The sequence below is a fragment of the Daejeonella sp. genome, assembly GCF_030684675.1.
Classification (GTDB): domain Bacteria; phylum Bacteroidota; class Bacteroidia; order Sphingobacteriales; family Sphingobacteriaceae; genus Daejeonella.
On record NZ_JAUXXZ010000066.1, the window covers coordinates 36508 to 58776 of the forward strand.

At 38.7% G+C, this 22269-nt stretch carries 15 protein-coding genes; 1 reads left to right on the forward strand and 14 read right to left on the reverse strand.

All coding sequences use genetic code 11. The features are described 5' to 3' along the window. Positions 1–88: 88 nt before the first annotated feature. From Q8M41_RS14435 to Q8M41_RS14490, 12 genes are all read right to left on the reverse strand, one after another. Positions 89–1330 (reverse strand): amidohydrolase/deacetylase family metallohydrolase, encoded by a 1242-nt coding sequence (locus Q8M41_RS14435; protein WP_305365990.1) that lies wholly within the window; start codon positions 1328–1330, stop codon positions 89–91. A 9-nt stretch (positions 1331–1339) separates the two neighbouring features. Beyond that, the gene (locus Q8M41_RS14440; RefSeq protein ID WP_305365991.1) at positions 1340–2365 is read right to left on the reverse strand and encodes a PIG-L deacetylase family protein; all 1026 of its coding nucleotides are present in this window, start codon (positions 2363–2365) and stop codon (positions 1340–1342) included. A gap of 631 nt (positions 2366–2996) precedes the next feature. Next, a complete protein-coding gene (locus Q8M41_RS14445; RefSeq protein ID WP_305365992.1) occupies positions 2997–4130 on the reverse strand; it encodes a lactonase family protein in 1134 nt (377 codons plus the stop codon). Between the two features lie 196 nt (positions 4131–4326). After that, entirely contained in the window at positions 4327–5526 is a 1200-nt protein-coding gene (locus tag Q8M41_RS14450) for an amidohydrolase/deacetylase family metallohydrolase (RefSeq protein WP_305365993.1), read from the reverse strand. An 80-nt stretch (positions 5527–5606) separates the two neighbouring features. Beyond that, positions 5607–7178 carry a PQQ-dependent sugar dehydrogenase gene (locus Q8M41_RS14455; protein WP_305365994.1) on the reverse strand — a complete coding sequence of 524 codons (1572 nt, stop codon included), beginning with the start codon at positions 7176–7178 and terminating at the stop codon, positions 5607–5609. Continuing rightward, positions 7178–7927: a carbohydrate-binding family 9-like protein gene (locus tag Q8M41_RS14460; protein WP_305365995.1), complete on the reverse strand. Its 750-nt coding sequence runs from the start codon at positions 7925–7927 to the stop codon at positions 7178–7180. The genes Q8M41_RS14455 and Q8M41_RS14460 overlap by 1 nt, the downstream gene beginning before the upstream one ends. A gap of 159 nt (positions 7928–8086) precedes the next feature. Then, positions 8087–9643 (reverse strand): SusD/RagB family nutrient-binding outer membrane lipoprotein, encoded by a 1557-nt coding sequence (locus Q8M41_RS14465; protein ID WP_305365996.1) that lies wholly within the window; start codon positions 9641–9643, stop codon positions 8087–8089. 49 nt (positions 9644–9692) lie between these two features. Next, the gene (locus tag Q8M41_RS14470) at positions 9693–13061 is read right to left on the reverse strand and encodes a SusC/RagA family TonB-linked outer membrane protein (RefSeq protein ID WP_305365997.1); all 3369 of its coding nucleotides are present in this window, start codon (positions 13059–13061) and stop codon (positions 9693–9695) included. 194 nt (positions 13062–13255) lie between these two features. Continuing rightward, a complete protein-coding gene (locus Q8M41_RS14475; RefSeq protein WP_305365998.1) occupies positions 13256–14272 on the reverse strand; it encodes a FecR family protein in 1017 nt (338 codons plus the stop codon). 120 nt (positions 14273–14392) lie between these two features. Continuing rightward, on the reverse strand, positions 14393–14974 hold the full coding sequence (locus tag Q8M41_RS14480; protein ID WP_305365999.1) for an RNA polymerase sigma factor: 582 nt from the start codon (positions 14972–14974) through the stop codon (positions 14393–14395). A gap of 135 nt (positions 14975–15109) precedes the next feature. After that, positions 15110–15577, reverse strand: coding sequence for a RidA family protein (locus Q8M41_RS14485; protein ID WP_305366000.1), 468 nt, complete (start codon positions 15575–15577; stop codon positions 15110–15112). A gap of 46 nt (positions 15578–15623) precedes the next feature. Continuing rightward, complete coding sequence (locus Q8M41_RS14490) at positions 15624–17285, reverse strand: aminotransferase class V-fold PLP-dependent enzyme (protein ID WP_305366001.1); 1662 nt, start codon at positions 17283–17285, stop codon at positions 15624–15626. A 358-nt stretch (positions 17286–17643) separates the two neighbouring features. On the opposite strand from Q8M41_RS14490, the gene Q8M41_RS14495 reads away from it, so the two are divergent. Then, a complete protein-coding gene (locus Q8M41_RS14495) occupies positions 17644–19521 on the forward strand; it encodes a DEAD/DEAH box helicase (RefSeq protein ID WP_305366002.1) in 1878 nt (625 codons plus the stop codon). A 280-nt stretch (positions 19522–19801) separates the two neighbouring features. Here Q8M41_RS14495 and Q8M41_RS14500 read toward each other — a convergent pair whose 3' ends face one another. Continuing rightward, a complete protein-coding gene (locus Q8M41_RS14500; protein WP_305366003.1) occupies positions 19802–20809 on the reverse strand; it encodes an NAD(P)H-dependent glycerol-3-phosphate dehydrogenase in 1008 nt (335 codons plus the stop codon). 70 nt (positions 20810–20879) lie between these two features. Next, a complete protein-coding gene (locus tag Q8M41_RS14505) occupies positions 20880–22250 on the reverse strand; it encodes an efflux RND transporter periplasmic adaptor subunit (RefSeq protein ID WP_305366004.1) in 1371 nt (456 codons plus the stop codon). Positions 22251–22269 lie beyond the last annotated feature (19 nt).

Below are 22269 nucleotides of genomic sequence, written 5' to 3' on the forward strand. Positions count from 1 at the left end.
TACCAGATTAATTTAAGAATCAATAATATATGTACTAAAAAAATCCTTCCAATTTTAGGTCATCTTATTTAATGTTTTTTATATTGTATTACCACCTGAATTGATTTCCTTCACGAAAGAAATTATTCAGTGGCGTTGCAATCCCATTCAAATCATAGACGATCCTGCCTCCCTTGATGGTCATTTCGCATTCAAACTTTTTATTGCCTGTCATTTTAAAACCTGCAGTCTCATAAAAACCAAACTTCCCTTCCCGCAGACTGAATACCACCAGATCAGCAATTGCTCCGGGTGAAAGATGCCCAAGTTCTTCCCGTTTAATTGCTTTTGCCGGACTCCAGGTGCTTGCTTTTATTATCTCCTTCAAACTCATTCCCATGGCCAGAAATTTAGACATTACATTCATCATATCCTTCATGAATGCATTAGTACTTCCGGCAGATAGATCAGTACTGATTGTGTTTGGCAAAAAACCGGCTTTCATTGCAGGGATGGCATTTGAATACCTGAATGCAGAACCATGACCAACATCGAAAATTACACCCCGTTTCTGGGCTTCCGGGAAGGCTGGTTTGATTAAAGAGCTTTGCTGGTCAACAATCATATCCCGGGCATTGATATCTTCAATGATGGTATAGGTATGCGTGTAGATATCACCTGGCCTCATGTGTTTGGTAAATAAGTCTCTAAGTGATGGATATGGATGATTACGACCACCATCCAGCATGATTGGCATATTGGCAATATTGCCAGCCTCAACTCCACGGTCTACCGCTGTCCAGTCGGGTCCAACGAAATCAACTTTAAAACCGACGATGTCTTTATTAGCTAAAGCAAGTTTAGCCGACTCGGAAGCAATTTTATCCCCTGTACTCTTTTCGTTTGCACCACCTTTATAATCTCCTCCCCTAATATTCAAAAAAGCCAGAACCCGGGTAGTTGATTTATCAATAATCTGCTTTTTGAAATTAGCAAAGGATTCATAATCAGAATCTCCGGCATCGACAATGGTTGTAACCCCAACCCTGAAAGTATAACCATCAGGAAGGGTAGAGCCCAGACGTGAATGAATATCAATTAAGCCTGGTGCAACGTACATTCCTGCAGCATCTACCACCTGAGTGGCCTGATCAGCATTAATATTTTTTGCAATTAATGCTATTCTGCCATCATTGAGGGCAACATCCAGTACTTCATCAATATTATTTTTGGGATCAATTACATGCCCGCCCTTGATAATTATCCCATAGACCTTACTGATTTGCTGTGCGGATAATGAAAGACTGCATAGCCAAAGGGCCAGAACAAATAAGTGCTTTAGTTTAAACATTGCGCAAAATTATCTTTTAAGTGGGACTGCATTTTTTGTGATATAATCATCCTGATTTGAATGGAGCGGGCCAATGTAATGGAATCGTTCTGCCCATTCCAGACCATATTTTTCACCAATTTTCTTGTCAGAGGGGGCAAATCTCAATCTGGGGGATTCAATATCCAGAACGAAATGCTTGATATAATTAAAATCAGCAGTCCTGTCATCATCCCCAAGAATAGGAAGGCTTTTACCCTCAGCGGCCAGTTTCTTCCTGAGTATTGATCCGTTATTACCTGCAGGGCCCTGAGTGACATTAACCATGTTAGATTCGACTTTTTTATCTATGTACTTTGAGATATCTACAATTCTATTGACATATTGCGGACCTCTTCTGGTAAAGAAATATCTTTCAGCAACGCTATGTGGCTTAACAAGATCCAAGTGTTCAGGATAATCGAGATGACTGGCTGCCGGAGTAATGGCTGCTTCAACTGCACGACCAGTGATATAATGATCAGGATTATTTTCATAAGGCGCCCAGGGGTCATAACATATAACCGTATCAATCTTCAGCATTCGGATTAAAAAGATCATTCTGGCTTTGATTTCCTGAATGTTATTCTCATCCATATTATGATTCCTGTAATTCAGGTGATAGGTTTTTTTTAAGCCCAGAACCCTTGCAACCGCCTCAGTATCAGCTTCATTATTGGCTACTACTTCACCATAATTTTTTCCGCTTCCGGCGGCATCGTCATTAGTGGTTCTGATCAGGTAACCGGTATAACCTTCATCAATTAATTTGGCTACAGTTCCCCCTGCAAAAATTGGAATGTCATCGCAGTGCGGCTGAATTACTGCTAAAACTTTCCCCTGATGGGGCTTGCCACTGACCGGCCGCTCAATGATCACCTCATCAAAAACCGTTTCATTATCATTTTTATCAATTGGCACTGCTTCTTTGTTGTTAATAGCTGCAACAGTAGCTCCCGGAACCAATAAGGCACCGCTGGTAGCCAGTGTTTTCTCTAAGAAATTTCTTCTCTTCATAATAAAATGTTTTAACCAAGGACAATTCAATGCCTGACATTTATCATTCTAATTAAATGGTATTTACGTTAAACAATTTCGACAAAAAAATATTGATTTCTAATTTATTTTAGATTTTACCTTAATAAGGTCCCGTCATACTATGAACAGTGGAAAGGATCACATTCAACCTGAGTATAGAATTATGGATTATGTATTCCCAATCCAATAAAAATGCTTGTATTGCATAATCCCAACTTATCAAAAAGAGATGATGGTTGAAAACACCTAATGTAATATTTGATCTAAAATTGCCTAAAGGCCTGTGATCTTTTATCAGTAATCAAAAGTATAATTGAGAATTTTGATTGCCTGAAGATTATAAATATAAAACTGCATCAAACAGTTGAAAGAAAAAATAGATTACCCAATACTTATAAAAAAAGATTTTAATACTTATACCTATTTGAGCATTAATAAATCAATATTGAAACTCAAATAAATTTAATTTACAATCTTTTAGTTAAAATGTTTTGACTTTTAACTTGGAAAAATGATTCTATAGATTCTGTTTCCGGATATTAATCATCCTTTTAAAGCTTTGGAAATTTATTAAGCAAAAGTTCAAAAAAGCCATAGGAAGGGTTATTGCCTAAAATTGTATCAAGCAGGTGACTGCTGGTACAGTTATTTGTTCTCCTGTAGGCCTAAGTTTACCAGTTTTATTATTTCTTTCGAAAACTACTACATTATCTGTATTTTGATTTGCGGTTAAAGCATATTCTCCTTTTTTATCAATCATAAAATTTCGTGGATGTTTACCACCTGTGTTTTCATGACCCACTAAAGTAAGCATGCCATTCTTTGGATTCACCTCATAGATAACAAGACTTTCGTGCCCACGATTTGAAGCATATAAAAATTTTGCATCGGGGGAAAAATGAATATCTGCTGCAGAATTCCTTTCAACAAAGCCTTCGGGGCGCATATTTAGACGTTCTAAAGCTTTTAGTTCCCCAGTCCTTTTATTAACAAGGAAAGAAGCGACGGTTGATGATATTTCTTCAGCAGAGTAAGCAAATTTACCATTGGGATGTATTTTGAAATGTCTTGGCCCTGAGCCGGGAGTATTCTTTACAAATGGAACCACTGCAGAGCTAAGTTTGCCATTTTCATTTACCTTGTATATCATAATTTTGTCTATGCCAAGATCCGATACATAAAGGAACCTACCATTATGTGATGGAATTGCTGAATGTATATAGGATCGCTCCTGCCGTCCTACAACAATACTGCTACCCGTATGCTTGATAAAATCAGAGGCTTTAGCTAAGGACCCATCCTTGTTTATTGGGAAAACAGATAATGAGCCATCTCCATAGTTTGAAACATAAGCAAATCTGCCTTTGGGATCTACGCTTATGTGTGCTGGGCCCCTCCCACCGCAAGATTGCTCATTAAGCTTGGTTAATAACCCGCTTTGAGCATCAATATTAAATGACATGACACTCCCATTGCCATCAGACAATGTACCCTTACTGTAAATGGAATACAAGATTTTATTATCAGGGCTTAGAGCTAAAAAACCTGGGCCGGTACCCTCAGTAACTGTTTGCAACTCCTTAAATTTCCCCTGAAGTCGGTCAAATTCGAACACATATATACCTTTACTGCCTCTAACCGAGGAAGTACCAGCATATATAATATCTCTTAAAGGTAATTGAGCTGAAATATCTTTAACAATCAAAACTATGAGAAGGGCAAGAAAAATAATTTTTGTTTTCATTGTGCATATGATTGAATTCCTTTAATGTATTCCTATTATTAGCTTTTAATGTTATTTAATCGATTTCTCCAACTGCTCAAATACCTCCGGCTCGGTGAATTTATCTTAAAAAATATTGCTAATTCGACTCATAAAATAGTCCGCTTCAATAATCAAAGCACAAGACCTTAATAGTCAAGACCAAATGAGCAAAAAATCAATCCGGGATACTAATACCATTAAGATCCCAAACTATATTACCAGCACGAATAGTAAGTTCAGCTTCAAGTTTTTGAGTTCCTTTCACTTTAGTTCTCCTGACATCAGTAAAACCGAAATCGCCATTCCTTACGCTGAATATCGCTACATCTGCCTCCGCTCCAACAGATAAATTACCCAAATCTTCCCTTTGTATTTGCTTTGCAGGAGTCATTGTAGTTAGTTTAAAAACAGTTTGCAGATCCATCCCCATAGCCATGAATTTTGACATTACATTCAAAAGATCTTTCATGGCAGCATTCTTACTTCCATTATTAAAATCAGTACTAATGGAATTTGGAACAAAACCCTGTTTTAATGCAGGTACAGCCTGAGAAAATGCAAAAGCACCTGCTCCATGACCCACATCGAAAATTATTCCGTTCTTTTGAGCTTCAATTACAAATGGCTTAAGTTTACCATTTTCGTCAACAATTGTTTCTCTGCTAGAAGCCCCTCCGGCAAAAGTATGAGTGAATATATCACCAGGACGGAGATGCCTTGTAAATAGCTCTTCAATAGATTGTGGAGGACTATGCTCTCCAAAATCAACCATGACCGGCATATTTACAATCTTACCTGCTTCAACAGCCCGGTCAACAGAAATCCAGTCGCCACGTTTATAGTGAGATACCTTTATACCAATTATATATTCCTTGTTTTTCTTTACCGACATTGCCGTCAGAGTTGCATCCATATCACCAGTATTCTGCTCCCAGGGTTCCCTGCCAAGGTACCCTTCACCAACAATATTCAGCCAGGCAAGTACCCTTGTCCTGGACCTGTCGATTGTGTGAGCTTTAAAAGCATTAAAAGATTTCCATCCAGAGCTTCCGGCATCAATTGATGTAGTGACACCTGTTCTAAATGTAAAGTCGTCGGGCATTGGATCGCCTTTTCTTTCTTCAGATATGCCGGCAAAATGATGGGCATGCATATCAATTAATCCCGGGGTTACGTATAAGCCCTTCGCATTAATAATCCTTTTGGCAGAATTTACGGGAATATTGGCGACAACCTGAGAAATCTTCTTACCAGTAATTGCTACATCCATTATAGAATTGATATTATTTTTAGCGTCAATGACATGACCACCCTTTATTAAAATATCTATCTGCTGAGCCTTAGTTACTGTTAATCCCACTGCAAAAAATATCATAATTGTCATTAAGCAGGAATTACTATATTTCTTTAATCCATTCATTTTCATTTTGATTAATATTGATTTTAATTGAGTAATTATTTCTTTTTTAATGGTACAAGCCGAACAATGTGTCCCGTATCTTCGATCATTAGGTAAATAAACCCATCTGATGGAACCTTTACATCCCTTATTCTACCAATATTTTCGAGGAGTATTTCATCATGTACTGGCTTCCCATTGTTAAAAACTGTCCTATTCAATCTTTTATGTACCATCGCTCCAACAAACAAATTACCTTTCCACTCTGGATAAATATTGCTAAACACGAAGTCAAAGTCAGAAGGTGCAATAGAAGGTGTCCAATGATGGGCAGGTGCCTCAATTCCCACTCGAACTGTATCCCCGGAAATAAGAGTACCATCATAGTTTCTGCTAAAAGTTACATCTGGCCAGCCATAGTTCCCTCCTGATTTTAGCAGATTTAGTTCTGAGCCACCCATTTCACCGTGTTCAGTTTCCCAAATTTCTCCCGTTAACGGATGTCTGATCAAACCTTGTGGTTGACGATGACCATAGGTATAAATTTCAGGTAGTACCTTTAAACTATCAACAAATGGATTATCATTTGGTATCGTTCCATCATCTTTAAAACGCATTACCTTACCCGATGGATTTGTTTTATCCTGAACTGTTTTCCACCTGTGCCGATCATCTATTGTGCGCTGTCCTACGGTGAAATAAAGAAACCCATACTTATCAAAAGCAATTCTGCTTCCGAATGTTTCACCTCCTTCTTTAAAGGGACCAGCTTTATAGATTATTTTTTCATCGAAAAAATGATTTCCAGTAAGCTTAGCCCTCATTAGTACAGTATAGCCCCCCTCAGGTTTTTTAGGTTCTATGTAATAGGACAAATAAATCAATCCATTCCTGGAAAATTGAGGATGTAACTTCAGATCGCGTAAACCCTTTGGTACATTACCGGAAACAGAATTAGCCACCAACTTGCCATCTTTAACTATTCTGAGATTTCCTGAGCGCTCAGTGATCAACACTCTATTATCGTGCAAAAACGCCATACTCCAGGGTCTTTGCAGACCCGAAACAACTGTATCAACCATGAAAACTAATTCCTCAGAAGATATAGCATTGATAACTTTTTCGGGAATTGGAAAGTATTTACTCTTAAATCTGCTCTCAATGTTAAAATCAGATACTGGAAGTAAATTTTTTGGTTTCGAAACAACTCGTGCATTTTTTTCAGAGACTAACTGCCTGATATAAGACACTAGTTGCCATCTTTTCTCAGCAGATAATGATTCCTTATAAGATGGCATACTTCCTCTGCCTTCGGATAGCTTCCAAAAGAGCGCTCCATCCTTTTGATCAGAAACAAGTGGAAGATGAAAATTTGCTGGTTTAACCGATAATTCGCCACCAAGTACCCCATTTCCATAGCCTGTATCTCCATGGCATGATTGACAATACTGTAAATAAAGTTCCTTTCCTTGTACCAGGGTATTTGGGTTCTGACGAAATGTCGATTTTAAGCCATCTGTCCATGCAGGAGCTTTCCAGGGTTCTTGCAGCGGTTTCAAACTGAGAAGTAAAACCAAAACAATAGCAGATGAGAAAAGTACGCTGATGAAAATATTGTTTTTATTCATTATTGAAATTTAAGCAAACCAAAAAATTGAGGGAGATGGAATGTAGGCTTAGGTGCATCTATCACCGACCAGGTTGCATGGTGAGGATTTGAATTTATTTCTGCGATTTTGTAAAAATTAGCTCTCCAAATTACTCCCTTTTCAGGGCGAGCTACCTTCGAATAATTTTCGAGCATATTAATTGGAATTTTATACTCTACTGTCCAGGTTATGGGTTCTGATATTTCAGGATCTACCTGACTAGGAAGTGAATGTCCTATGGTGATTTTCTTAATATCTTCAATTACAGGCCGTTTACGTGGTATAGAATTATATCCCAATAAAGGTGTCCCACCACAATTTACCTCAAGATTAAAATAACTCTTAGGCATAGCTGGATCCGGTGAAAAAAAGAATTCAACGGCTGAATCTTTCCAAACAGGTCCGTTAATCTCAGTAGTTATACTTCTTACATAACGATCCTCCACCCTAAAAATAACATATATATTTTCATTATCATACATCAGCTTTGCATTTACGCGGGGACGAAATTTCGGATTTTCACGGATGAAATTATTGACCTCGATAGGCTTTACTTTTCGCCATTGAGGTTTATTCCAATTCCCATCTATCTTTAGCTCATGCTTTAACCTAATAACCTTATATGTTTTCGCTTCATTTTTTAAGTTTAAAGAACTTTCCTGAGCGCTGGCCATTTGCGGAATCCACAAACTCAGAATAAGGATCAATGTCAATTTATAAGTATTCATACAGGTTGAGCTTGTTTGAAATTTATTCCATAGAGAACATTGATCATTCTAAAGCTTTGAAACATTGAATAATAGTAACCGAAGTATGATATCAGGATGAACAGCATCCTTGACATTATTATCTCGGATGCTGTTCAGTAATTAAAAAAACCTGTGTACTTAATTTTTATCCCACCAAAGAGGTGTTGAAGCTAAATCAGGTCCCCCCAAAAGAGCTACTGCATCTTTCACAGCCTGCCCGTTCCTATCCTTGTCATATTCAAGAAATACAATGCGACGTACAAATTTCCCAACTGGAACATCGGGATTATCCGAATTAATCACATTATATCTTTTGGGAAAGCCTGATCTCCTGACCTCGGCCCAGGCTTCCTGTCCATCAGGGAATAAAGCCAGCCATTTTTGTGTTCCAATCTGTTCTCGCTGCTTAGTTGGATCACTAGAAAATTTTACAGGAATATCACTTATAGCAGGAGTATTAAAATATCCTCCGGGAGCAGAGGGAAGATTAGTACTATTTATATAACTATTAATAACTGTTACATCGGTAATGCCATTCGTTCGCATAGACATTTCAATACCTTTGGCATATAATTCAGCCGCAGTCCCGCCCATGTTCCAGCCATTTACGGCACCTTCTGACCGGAGTAAATACGCTTCGCCAGAACGAATAACCGTCATTGGCTCGGTAGTCATTTTAACTGGTGTAAAACGGTCGTTTAGATTAGAAGCGTTATTATATCCATTTTGAGGTAAAACAATTTGAGCTGGAATCATCCCATTTCTTAACCCACGGTATTGCTTATCATTAACAGCTGGTTGAAAATAGCTACTAAGGCGTGGGTCATCATAGCCTTTCAAGAAGCTCTCCATAGTTTGGCTCATCCTGAATTCATTCCAAGCTGAGATAAATCCAAGGGCATTCGGACGGGCGGGATCAACTTTCAAATAGGCATCATCAGCAACAACTGTCATAACACCGTTAGCAACGGCTGCCTCAGCCTCAGTCTTTGCTTTAGCAGCATCTACTTTGGAAATTCTCAACGCAAGACGTAGACGTAACGTATTTGCAAACTTAAGCCATTTGGCATTATCCCCGTTGTAAATCAAATCCTGAGATCCATAACCAGGTAGTGCAATATTATTTTTAAGATCAGCACTTGCTTCGGTTAATTCCTTGAAAAAATCGTAATAGATATCCTTCTGTGAGTCATAAGCAACTGCTTTTTCCGTAGAGCCAATTTTTGAGTAAGGTACAGGTCCATAATAATCTGTAATACGCATTAAACTAAATACTTTCCAAATTCGCGCAATTGCATTCAAAGGTTTAGTTTCGGGTGTCTGTGTTTGCTTAATAATTGTTAATAATGACGGCATGGTAAATACATATGACCGTATCCAATGATTTTGTAAGCGAGCCTGAGTTAAATCAAAACGATCCGATGCGAAGGATGTTTGAGTTACAGCAAAATACTGAGCATATAAATCAGCAAATGCGTTCACTCCTCTTTGATATTGTGTTCCGCCGCCCAGAGCAACTCCCTGCCATTGTGCATTTGGGAACAGACCCTTCAAATCAGTTGGACTTAATGTCGTAACGGCTGTAGGGTCGGTATTTCTTTCGTCAAACTCCTTTGTACAGCTACTCAGAATAGCTGCAGCAAGCACTAAAAATAGCATATTAAGCTTTAACGGAATATTTATATAATTTTTCATTTCCTAAAATTTAATAATGTAATGACATTAATCTAACTCTTTATTAAGATTAAAATGATGCTTTCAAATTAAGACCAAATGTTTTTGAAAATGGAAGTGCGATATACTCATTTCCTCCCCTGCCACGTGCAATATCAGGATCGAATGGAGTTGACTTGCTAAAAAAGAATAAATTTCTTCCAATCAAGGAAATCCTTGCACCCTTAATATATTTCGTCTTGGTCAGCAACTTTGTTGGAATTTTGTAATCCAATGTCATTTCTCTTAATCTCATATTCGTTGCAGAATAATTGTATTCTTCACCAGTAGGTTTCCTGTCACCTATGGTACTGAAATAGGCTTGAGATGTTATTGAAGTCGTATTCTTAGTACCATCTGCGCGGTAAGCATCTAATACAATACCTCCTTCACGACCCTCTAAAGAACGTTTCGAGTGTCCATCCGCATCTAACAATGGTTGAGTACCCGCAATTATATTCCCCCCATTTCTGTAATCGATTTGAAAACCAAATGACAAATTTTTATAGTTAAAACTATTTGTTAAACCTGCCATGAGATCAGGGTTAAAATTACCGGCATACGTGGTTAAACCCGGGGTAAGTAATGGACGCCCCAGATTGTCGACCAATTTGCCTCCTTGTGCATTCCTTTGCCAGCCTTTCACATACAATTCACCAAAAGGCCTGCCTACTTCCACCCTTGTGGTAACGATATCGTCGCTTTGTATTATTACCGACTTTTGTTCATCAGTAATTCGTACAACATTGTTGTTATTCTTGGAATAATTAAATGTTGCATCCCATGAAAAACTTCCAAGTTTGATAGGGGTAACATTCATGATAAGTTCGATACCGTTGTTCTCAATCAATCCGGCATTAATATATCTTTGATCGTAAGTTGAAGCTGACGGCGCCCCTATGAGAAGCAACTGATTGGTCGTTTTGGTTTTATAATATGTTAAATCAAAACCTAAGCGATTGTTGAAAAATCTCCAATCCAAGCCTGCTTCAAAGGAAGTGGTTAATTCAGGTTTATAATTATCAAAAGTCTGAATTGTTGGAGTTGAAATAAGACCTCCAATACCAACCCTGTAATACTCTTTTCCAAAATAGGCATTACCTCCGTTTCCGGCATTAGCTGACGAAATTCTAGCTTTACCGTAAGAAACCCAGGAAGGCAATTTAACCATATCAGATACAATTGCTGTTAAACCAATTGAAGGATAAAAAACCGATTCTTCTCCTCCTGGAAGCGCTGAAGACCAGTCATTTCTTCCTGTAACATCCAAATACAAATAATTCTTGTAGGCAAAAGTAAGTGAGGAATAAACAGACTGAATAAGAGGGCTTTGAGAATATGTATTAACAGCCTGAATAGCCCTTGCATTACCCAAATAGAAAAAATCCTGCTTATTTAAACCATTGGTATTACTGGTAGTCCCGCGATTTGTACTCCCCTGGGTATATCCTCCAATATGACCGGATAAATTTATGGTTTTTGTCAGATCCCTTTTAAATGTTAATAATCCATCAATGTTTGAGTTGATATTATTATTAAAACCCATAGAATATGTTGACCCTACAGTACTCCAATATGAATCAGAATAGGTCTTATTTTCATTTTCAGAAAAAGTCCTGTTTATATTACCTCTAATTTGAAAAGATAACCAATTATTAAAATCGTATTTTGCTGAAAGGAGTCCTACTACACGACTCACATTTTCGTTATTTAGATTTCGGTACATGTAGAAATAAGGATTCCCGATAATTGAGGACCCCGGTTTCCAATAATTCTGCCGGAGATTACCGTTTACATCTGTATACATATAATTCCTCATCTCACTTGTTGGAATTGAAACAGGTGTTCTATAAATAGAAGTAATAGCATAGCTTACCGGGCTATTATCAACATTTTCTGCATTATAAGTTAACTTGGTATCAATAGAAAGTTTTTTAGATATTGTATTGTTTACTCTTAATGTCAGGTTATGTCTTGTAAGATCATTATTCATCATCACTCCCTGAGCCATTATATTCCCGTATGAAAAGAATGTTTGCATTTTTTCAGTTCCGGTGTTGATACTAAAAGAGTTATTATAAGTTGCCCCTGTTCGAAAGAAATCCTTTAAGTTATCTGGTTGCCCAGCGAGTGATATGGTCTTTCCATTCCATAATGCAACGCTTTGACCTGTCATTTTAGGGCCATAGCTATGCTCTGAAGATGGAACATAAATTCCAGCATCGCCCTGCGCATATTCACTTTGAAGCTCAGTATGAATATCAGCCTGATCAAAGAGAACCCCTCCATTAAAATCAACAGATGTTGTTCCAGCCTTTCCCCGTTTAGTTGTAATAAGAATTACTCCGTTCTGACCAGCGCTACCATACAGTGCAGCTGCCGCTGCACCCTTAAGTACAGTAATACTCTCAATATTATCTCCATCTTCAATACCTATACTTCCAGGAACACCATCTGTAACATATAAAGGTGCATTATTACCTGTTATTGAGCGGTTTCCACGGAGTAAAACCGTTGATCCTCCTCCAACACCACCTGACCCTCTGGTTATAGTCATACCTGCAACTTTTCCCTGCAAAGCATTTACCACATTAGTTCCTGTAGCCTTTGTTAGTTCTTCTCCTTTAACATTCTGTGCAGAGTAAGTTAAAGATTTCGATTCCCTTGAAATACCCAAAGCAGTTACAACTACCTCGTTCAACACTGTATTTGCAGTTTCCAATTGAATGTTAATTGTGGTTCTGTCACCTACAACAAGCTCCTGGGTATTATAACCTATGTATGTAAATACCAAAACACTGCCATTATCAGGAACATTTATAGAGTATTTTCCATCAAGATCAGTTGTGGCACCGGTATTAGTACCTTTAATTTTAATACTTACCCCAGGGAGAGTTTCTCCTTTGGAATCAGTAACCTGTCCGCGGATAAGAATATCAGCAACGAAGTTTATATTTTCCTGCGTTTTAATTTGTTTTACAGGCTTGTTGTTGTTTGATTGAATCAGTACATTATTATCAACTTGCTTATAAGAAAGATGCGTGTTCTCCAAAAGCATGTTAAGCACCTGCTCCACTGTATAAGTTGATTGACTAATATTTTTTGAAGGTAAGGTCATCAATTCCCCTTTGCGATACACAAAGCGAAAGGGAGTTTGTTGTTCGATTTTTTTAAACGCAGACAATAAAGTCTCGTTTCTGAGCTCTAACCTAACTTCTACTGAACCAATCTTCTGGCTATTAGCTGGTAAAGCCAGTAGCATCTGTAAAGAAACGAGTAGAAAGGCAATGGATATAAAGCCAATTCGCATAATATGTATTATATAGTTTTTGAGGTTAGAGCTACCTGTGATAGTATTCACTATGGCAACACCTGAGGTATTGTTTGTAAAATATTTCATACTTTTACATGTTTTATTTGATTAAAATCCTCTCTATGGATGAATTAGATTAAAACTGCTATAGGTCTAACCAATAGCGCGAAACCTTCTGAATGCTTCATTGCCGTGAAGTATTCAGGGGGTTTTGATGTTTTAGGGCGGTAATTTCTTATACATGGTATATTTTTTTATTTTAAACAACTTCTATTCAATTATTATTCACAACCTGAACCATCCAGAACTACGACTTTATTGTCCCTGAACTGGTACTTAATCTGATTAAACTCAGCAATAATATTTAATATCTGTGGAAGGCTTTGAGATTTCAAAAATGTAGCACTGAATTTGCAAGTTTTAATCTGCTCGTTTGAAAATACAATAGAAACTCCGAACCTTTCCTGAAGCTGCTTAGCCACATCCTTAATACTTACATCATCAAAATAAATATCTTCGTTTGTCCACTTGATATATGACTCTGCCTTAACCGGAGTCTTAACTACATTATTATGTTCCTCATTAAAAACAATTTGCTCATTCGGTGTAATCACATTAAAAGTCTGGTTTTCATCCCCGACTTCAACCTTTCCCCTGGTAACCGTAACTGTAACTGTCTTTGCACCGGCACTTGACTTAATGTTGAAAGCGGTTCCAAGAACTGTAGTTTTCAACTTCCCTGTATGCACAATAAAAGGCCTCTCTGAATCATGGTTAATATCAAAATAGGCCTCCCCCATAAGGTAAACTTCACGTTTCGCATCAGAATTGAAATTTTCAGCAATTTCAATCTGACTGTTTTCATTAAGGATAACTGAGCTACCATCGGGAAGGTTAATAAACCGACGGGTAGGCTTTTCCACTATTTTTGGCTTTTCTAAAATCACCTTAACCTGTTGAGATTCTGAAATTCCAGATCTGCTTAAATAAAACATTGCAGAAAGTCCGATTATAAATATGGCAGCTGCCGATCTATACCAAAAACTTTTACTTTTGAGTTTTAGAAATGACTCTTTTTCTCTTGAAGAAGCCATTATTGAATTAAAGATGCGCTCAGCTTTTTCTTCAGGAATTGGAGCGTCTGAAGCAACCTGATTCCAGAATTCATCCAAAAGAATCTTTACCTCATCATCAAAGTCTTCCCGCTTCATCATTGCAAGAAATTCCTCAATTTCATCAGAGGAAGCCGTCTTTTTGATAAACTGTTGAAAAAGGTACCTGAACCTATGAATTGACATAATCTAAAATTTTAAATAAAGGTGATTTCCTCCTCTATCCATATCTATATAATAAAGACAGGCGAGAAACAAAAAAGGGTTAGTCAAAAAAAAATATTCTCAATCAGATAGAAATTCTGATCAAATATTAGAAAATAAGATATAAATATTCAGCACCAAATAGTTTGAAACAACTAGCCGAAGGGTACTTAATGCCTTTTTTAAATGAGCTTTAACCGTATTTTTAGAAAGATTAAGGTGGTTCGCTATTTCCTCGTACTTCATACCTTCATCCCGACTCATGCTAAATACAATTCGCTGCTGAGGTGGTAACTGATTAACAGCCTGACCTAGAATATGCTGATATTCCTTATAAATCACTGTTTCTTCTGTGGTATCCTGATATTCGGAATTATTTAAGCTGAGTTTACCAATTATCACAGCTTCCAGAGCTCTGCGTTTGATCGCATTAAATGCTCTGTTTCTAACTAATGTATACAGGTACGAACCAAAATGAACTATTTCGCCAAGACCCTGACGATTACACCAAACCTTCAGGAATGCATCCATCACGATCTCCTCTGAAAGCTCTTCATCATCAGTTATCCTGAAAGTATAGTTGTAAAGCCTGCTACTATAATGGTTAAAAATTTCACGGAATGCCAGCTCATTACCCTCTGAAACAAGGCGTAAAATTTCTGACTCATTCTGTAAAATTTTCATTTATTAGCCTGATTTTTGAAAAGTTGATTCCAATATAAAATTTTACATTTTAAATACAAAGAATTGATACTTGTTCGTTACAATTCTAAATGCAGCCACCGGACGATAGATATATTTTTTGAGAACATCCTATTTTTATACATATCCAATACAATCAATCTCAATAATCGATCGACCCGGAATTCCTCCTTTAGCAACTGCAACAGTTGAGCGAACTGGTGTTTTTTTACCAAACCTTCCTCTGTATACCTCATTCATCCCATCAAAATCAGCCATATCACTTAAAAATACGGTGACTTTCAATACCTTTTCCATCGAGGAGCCTGCAGCAAGCAATCTCTTCTCCATCTTTTTTAGTACAAAATCAGTATCAGCCTTGATTTCAAAAACGGATTCCGCATCTGCACCGGTCCCTGAGACAAAAACCAGATTTCCATATCTTATAGATCCGGGATACAAGGTAACATCCGGGGATGTACCTGTACTCAAAAACGGGGCATCATTGTTTTGGGGAGTCTGGGACTGAGCCACCAGACTATATCCTGCAAGTCCGGCAATGGTTGAAAAAAGGCTGGTTATAACTGATCTTCGTGTTGATTTCATAGCCTGTTGTATTATTTATTGAATTCTTTAAAATTTAGCGGCCTGATCAGGTTGCCAATGGCGGACCTGCAGGAATATTCACTTTTCTTCTTGGCGCTTTCTGCACATTTCGTTTAGCTGTGAATTTAGCTGTGCGGTACTCACCGAGATGAATATCACCAGACATGCTGTCTCCATTTACAATCCCTGAAAACTGATAGGACAGATCATCACCCACAATTCGCATAGCACTTTGCATCATGACCCGATTTCCCTCAATTGTCCCACTCATACTTCCTGATTGAAATTCAGTCTTATGTGTTCCGCTCAACCAATTGCCATCCTGCACGATATTTAATGAGTGCTGACTGACACTACTGAAAAACTGAACGCTTAAGTCCCAGCGCCCGCTAAGGTTAGCTACAGGTGCCATCATGCTTTCAGGTTTAGGATTACGCTTTTTCGAGAAAATTGAAAACACTCTTTCTGCTACAATTTTTTCCTCTCCGGCCTGCATTTGCCCGGTGGTGATATTAAAAAAACTCTCCCCGCTACTATCATCCTCTGCCCAAACCGCAATTCTGGGTTTATTTCTTCCCAGTTCTTCAGCAAGTTCAAACCCGCTGATATGCAGTTTTTGGGGATCCCAGCTAATTTTTAATACTGGCGTTTTATTATCAAGTAAGATGCGTTCAATCACTTCTAATTTCAAACCCGAAATCGGGCTTAATCTTTTTGAAATAGTATCCAGCCATCCCAACCATTTCTTCCAATCGGCATCATGGTCACGCTTTACCCAGTCTTCTACTGCTGCCATCATCCCAACCATCTCTTCTCTGCCTACTTTATTGTCGCGGCCCGGACCATGATGCGGAGAACTTGCCTGCCATGCAGACATTAAAATAGATTTATCACCCAGCATTAAACCAGCGCATTGGGGTCCGCAAATTGCCTTTCCACCACTGTACGCAACAATTGTGGCTCCTCTCTTTAGATGGACCGGTGGTAAAGTCAAATTCTCTGCAGCGGCATCAATTAATACCGGTACCTGGTGTGGTTTAGCTATCTGCGAAATCACTTCAAGTGATAATGGCTGTCCGGTAAATGTATCTGTATCGGTCGAGCGGATATAGATCATTGCAGTACGTGGATTAATTGCCTTCCGAAGCTCATCCGGTGTTTTCACACTCACAATTTTAACTCCAATGTTTCGTATGGCATGATCATAGGCATTCCTTGAAAAATCTGGTATAATCACTTCATTCTTATCAAAACCACTCAAATCAGGAATACGGATTAATTTCTCGGGATTTCCTCCTGTAACGCAGGCAGCTGTGATATGTTTAAGTCCGGCAGCACATCCCGCCGATACCATACCCCACTCAGCACCCGTAAGATCAGCCAGCCTCTGACCAATTCCATCGGCCAGTTCATCATACTGCACGAAATTATGTGCAGCTGCCTCCATAGCTGCACGAACGGAAGGACGCTCTAAAGAACCTCCAATAATCGTAAAAGTCCCCATACAATTGATGACAGGTTCGACACCAATGGAACGAAAAATATTTGCTTCATCCATGAAAGCTGAATTTGCTGACTTGGATGTTGATGTTTCAATTATGTTATTACTACCGGCAACTTGAGTATTTGCCTGTACAGATTGATTTCTAAGCACAGTTCCTGCGAACGGAAGCAGTGTTAATCCTTTAATTACGTTTCTTCGTTTCATTTTATGATTAATAATTATTTTTTATCTTTTTCTAAGTGATGAGAGTATGTTCAATACAGATAATTTCGTTTAAATTAATTTATTTTCACACAGATTTATTGATTGGCAAAATCAGGACCAAGACCGAAATGCCGGAATTCAAGAACATTTGAAAATACAAAATAAACATTGATGCAAATGAAATTATGAATTTATTAATTCATAGGGCTAAGAACTGATGATTTCCAAATTCCAACACCCGGCATATCCCTAAACTCTAGTCATAAAGCTCCATCTTCAGCTTAATAAGAAAATACCAAATTAAAACCTTACCTTTGCGGCGCTTTCAGCAATATAGCTGAGGGCTATAAAAATTATCATGAACCCATTTATTACCTTGGGTATCCGTCATGATATTGTTAATGCCATTACTGAACTGGGATTCGAAAATCCCACACCAATCCAGGAGCAATCTATCCCGGTATTACTTTCAGGCAGCAACGATTTTGTCGGATTAGCTCAAACAGGAACCGGTAAAACGGCAGCCTTCGGCCTCCCCCTATTAGAATTACTGGATTTTGAAGAAAATTATCCACAAGCGCTAATTTTATGTCCTACACGTGAACTCTGCCTTCAGATCACTAATGATATAAAAAACTACGCCAAAAACATGAAAAACGTTCAAGTCGTTGCTGTTTATGGCGGAGCAAACATTTCAGATCAGTTACGCCAGATCAAACGCGGCGTTCAGATCGTAGTGGCCACTCCTGGCCGTATGCTTGATATCATCAATCGTAAAGCAATTGATTTTACTCAGGTACAATTCGTTGTACTCGACGAAGCAGATGAGATGCTTAACATGGGTTTCCAGGAAGATATTGACAGTATTTTGTCAACTACTCCTGAGGACAAAAAAACCTGGTTATTCTCTGCAACCATGCCAAACGAAGTTCGTCGTATTGCAAAAAAATACATGACTGATCCTTTCGAACTGACTATGGGTACCAAAAATACCGGAAATGTCAATATCGAACACGAGTATTATATTGTAAAAGCAAGAGATAAATATGCAGCATTTAAGCGTATCGTTGATTTCAATCCTGAGATCTTCGGGATCGTATTCTGCCGTACTAAAATTGAAACTCAGGAAATTGCTGAGTCATTAATGAAGGATGGTTATAATGCAGATGCCTTACATGGTGACCTGTCACAACAGCAACGCGATAAAGTAATGAAGCGTTATCGCGAACGCAGCCTTCAGTTACTGATTGCTACAGACGTTGCAGCAAGAGGAATTGATGTGAATGATGTTACTCACGTAATCAATTATTCATTGCCTGATGAAATCGAAAATTATACCCACCGTAGTGGCCGTACCGGTCGTGCAGGTAAAACAGGTATTTCTATCGCAATCATCAACTCCAAAGAACTTGGTAAAATCCGTCATATAGAAAGAACCATAGGTAAGCAGTTTACAAAAGCTGAGATTCCAACCGGATTTGACGTTTGCGAAAAGCAATTGTTTGCCCTTGTTCATAAAGTACATAATGTAGAGGTTAACCAGGAGCAGATCGAACAATACATCCCGCGTATTATGGATGAATTTAAAGATCTGGATAAAGAAGAAATCATTAAAAGATTTGCTTCCCTTGAGTTTAACCGTTTCCTTGAATATTATTCCAAAGCCCCTGATCTCAATATTTCTTCTGATGACAGAGGATTTGAGCGTTCTGAAAGAGGTGACCGTTCTGAGCGTCCAATGAGATCAGGCACTAGTGCCGGATATACCCGATTGTTTATGAACCTGGGTTCAGTGGATGATTTCACGCGTGGAGATATGCTTGGATTCATTTGCAACAATACCAAGATCAGCGGAAAAAGTGTAGGAAAGATTGACCTGAAAGGTGTGTTTACATTCTTTGAAGTTGAAGATTCTGCAGTCAATCAGGTTGTTGAAGGTTTCAAAACTGTTGATTTCCAGGGAAGAAGTGTCCGTATTGAATTAGCAGGCGACCGGGATGCCGGAGGCGGTGATCGTGGTGGTTCTTCTTACCGTGGCGCAGGCGGCGGTGCTGGACGCAGAGAAGGTGGAAGTGGTGGCGGATACCGTGGCGGAAACGGCGGTGCCGGCAGACGCGAAGGTGGTAGCGGCGGTGGTGGTTTCCGTGATTTTTCTGGCAAACGCCGTGAAGATCGTAGCGGAAGCAATGCCGGTGGAGCACGCCGTGAAGGCGGCGACAGACGCAGACGCATCTAGAAGAATAAAGAGCAAAGTATAAGGAGCAAAGACGAAGGTTAAACCTGAGTTTTTGCTCCTTTTTTTGTTTAGAACCAGGAGCCAAGAACCAGGAATCAAGACAGACTATTTAGTTGTTGGTTGTTAGTAATTATCAAATGAATTACCTTTTTTTAATATCCTTGAGCACAAATTTTAATTGAAGCCAGAATAAGTCTTGGTTCTTGATACTCACTACTCAATACTCAATACTCACTACTCACTACTCAATACTCACTACTCAATACTCACTACTCAATACTCAAGTCAGTTGCTCCGACAATAATTTCATCTCAATCTGTGGAGAATGTCTTTCATAAAGAATTGCATACACCGCACGGCAGATTGGCATATTTACTTTATAGGCTTTATTGATCTGATGAAGGCAGTTAACGGCATAATAACCCTCTGCAATCATATTCATCTCCAGTTGGGCAGATGTTACCGTATAACCCTTACCGACCATAAAACCAAAAGTACGGTTACGGCTAAATTGTGAATAAGCTGTCACCAAAAGATCTCCCAGATAAGCCGATTCTTTAATATCCCTTTGTATTGGATGTATTGCCTCAACAAAACGGGAAGTCTCGCGAATTGCATTCGAAATAAGCACTGCCTGGAAATTATCTCCGTAACCTATACCACGACAAATACCGCTTGCAATAGCATAAATATTTTTCAGAACTGCAGAATATTCAGTGCCATAAATATCATCGGAAACATTTGTTTTAATGTAACGGGTATTAAGCATCGATGCAAAATCTGCTGCCAGGCCTGCATCCTGCGAAGCAATGGTCAGATAGGACAATTTCTCAAGTGCCACCTCTTCCGCATGGCAGGGTCCGCTGATTACAATGATATCACTGAAAGGTATCTGATAATGCTTATTCAGAAACTCTCCGATGATCATATTCTCGTCGGGAACTATACCTTTGATTGCAGAAATTATCTTTTTGCCTTTCAGATCCTCCGGACTAATACCATTCAATGCGTCTTTTAAAAAGGCTGCGGGCACATTCAGAACAATCAATTCGCAAGGTGCTATTAATTCCTTCAGGTTAGTACTGAGGTTCCTGTCAGGGATTCTTATTTCCACTGAACTCAGGTAATGCGGATTGTGATTATAATGACGGATATGGTCAATTGCCTCCGGGTTTCGCATCCACCAATAAATCTCCTTACCGATCAGATTATCGGACAAGATCTTTACAATCGCGGTTGCCCAGCTACCTCCACCAACTACAGCTATCTTTTTCTGAATTTGTACCATAAAAATAATCCCGCTTAATGAGCTATAAATATCAGCACATTAAGCGGGAAATTTAGGTATTTCTGTTAAATTACTCTTTACCTTCAGCTTTGAAAAGCTGTTCTTTATCAACCTTCTCAACGATCGAGCCGTCTTTCAGTGTTTTTGAAATTGCAGTAAATGGAAGTGATACAACCTCTTCATTACCCTTCAAACCAGTTTTTACATAAATATAGGTATCATCCTGAATTCCAGTTGTAACCTGTACCTGTTTTACCTTTCCGGCACTATAAACAAATACATATTCTTTGACAGGTTCTGCATTCTTATCTTTTTCCTTCTTGTCGGTAGTTGGTGCAGATGATGGTTTTGCAGCTTTTTCACCTTCCTTTACATCTTTCTTCTCATCTCGAATAGTTACCGACTGGATCGGAACAGCAATTCCATTGAACTGTTCGGTCTGGATATCTACGGTAGCCGATAGTCCCGGACGGAATGGAGATGGATTTGCACTATCAGAACGAAGAAGCTTAGCATAAGAATCAGGTAAAATCCGAACCTTTACGGTAAAATTGGTAACCTGATCGGTTGAAGTTCCAACCACACTCGAGGAACTGGCTATCTCAGTAACTTCTCCTTTAAATTTCTGATTTTGGAAAGCATCTACCTCAATATCAGCAAGATCACCTACAGTAACACGGTTAATATCACTCTCATTAACATCCACACTAACTTCCATCGAGCTCAGATTAGATATCCTCATAATCTCTGTTCCAGCCATTTGTGAAGTACCAAGGATACGATCTCCCAATTCAACAGAAAGCTTTGAAATTACGCCATCAACCGGAGCATAAATAGTAGTTTTAGCAAGATTTGCACCTGCTTCTTTTACCACAGCACTCGATTGATCGACACCGAAACGAGATCCTACAACATTCTGACGAACTGATTCAAGACTCGCTTTTGCACCCATATACTCGGCTTTTACTGCATCAAACTCTGCGGCAGAGATTACCTTTTTAGAAAAAAGTTCCTGATTACGTTTGTACTTTGCCTCGGTATTGGCAAAATTCGCCTCAGATTGCTTTAATTGTTGCTGCGTACTTGCAAGTGAAGCCCGCTGACTATTCAGGGATGCTACTGCGCGGTCATAACCCGACTGAAGTACGTCAGGACGAACCTTACACAATAATTGTCCCTTTTTAACCACATCACCTTCCTTAACATGCAATTCTACAACTTCCCCGGATACTTCAGCACTTAACTTTACCTCAACCTCGGGCTGCACCTTACCACTGGCAGAAACTGTTTCGATGATGGTTCGCTTCTCAACCTTATCAACTGCCACTTTAATAACGTCGCTTTTGCCAAACCAGCCGAGTTTATTACCCGCAACTGCCACAACTACGAGGACTCCTGCTCCAATGAGCACATATTTTAACGTATTACTTTTCTTTGCCATTTTTTTGATATAAGGGGAA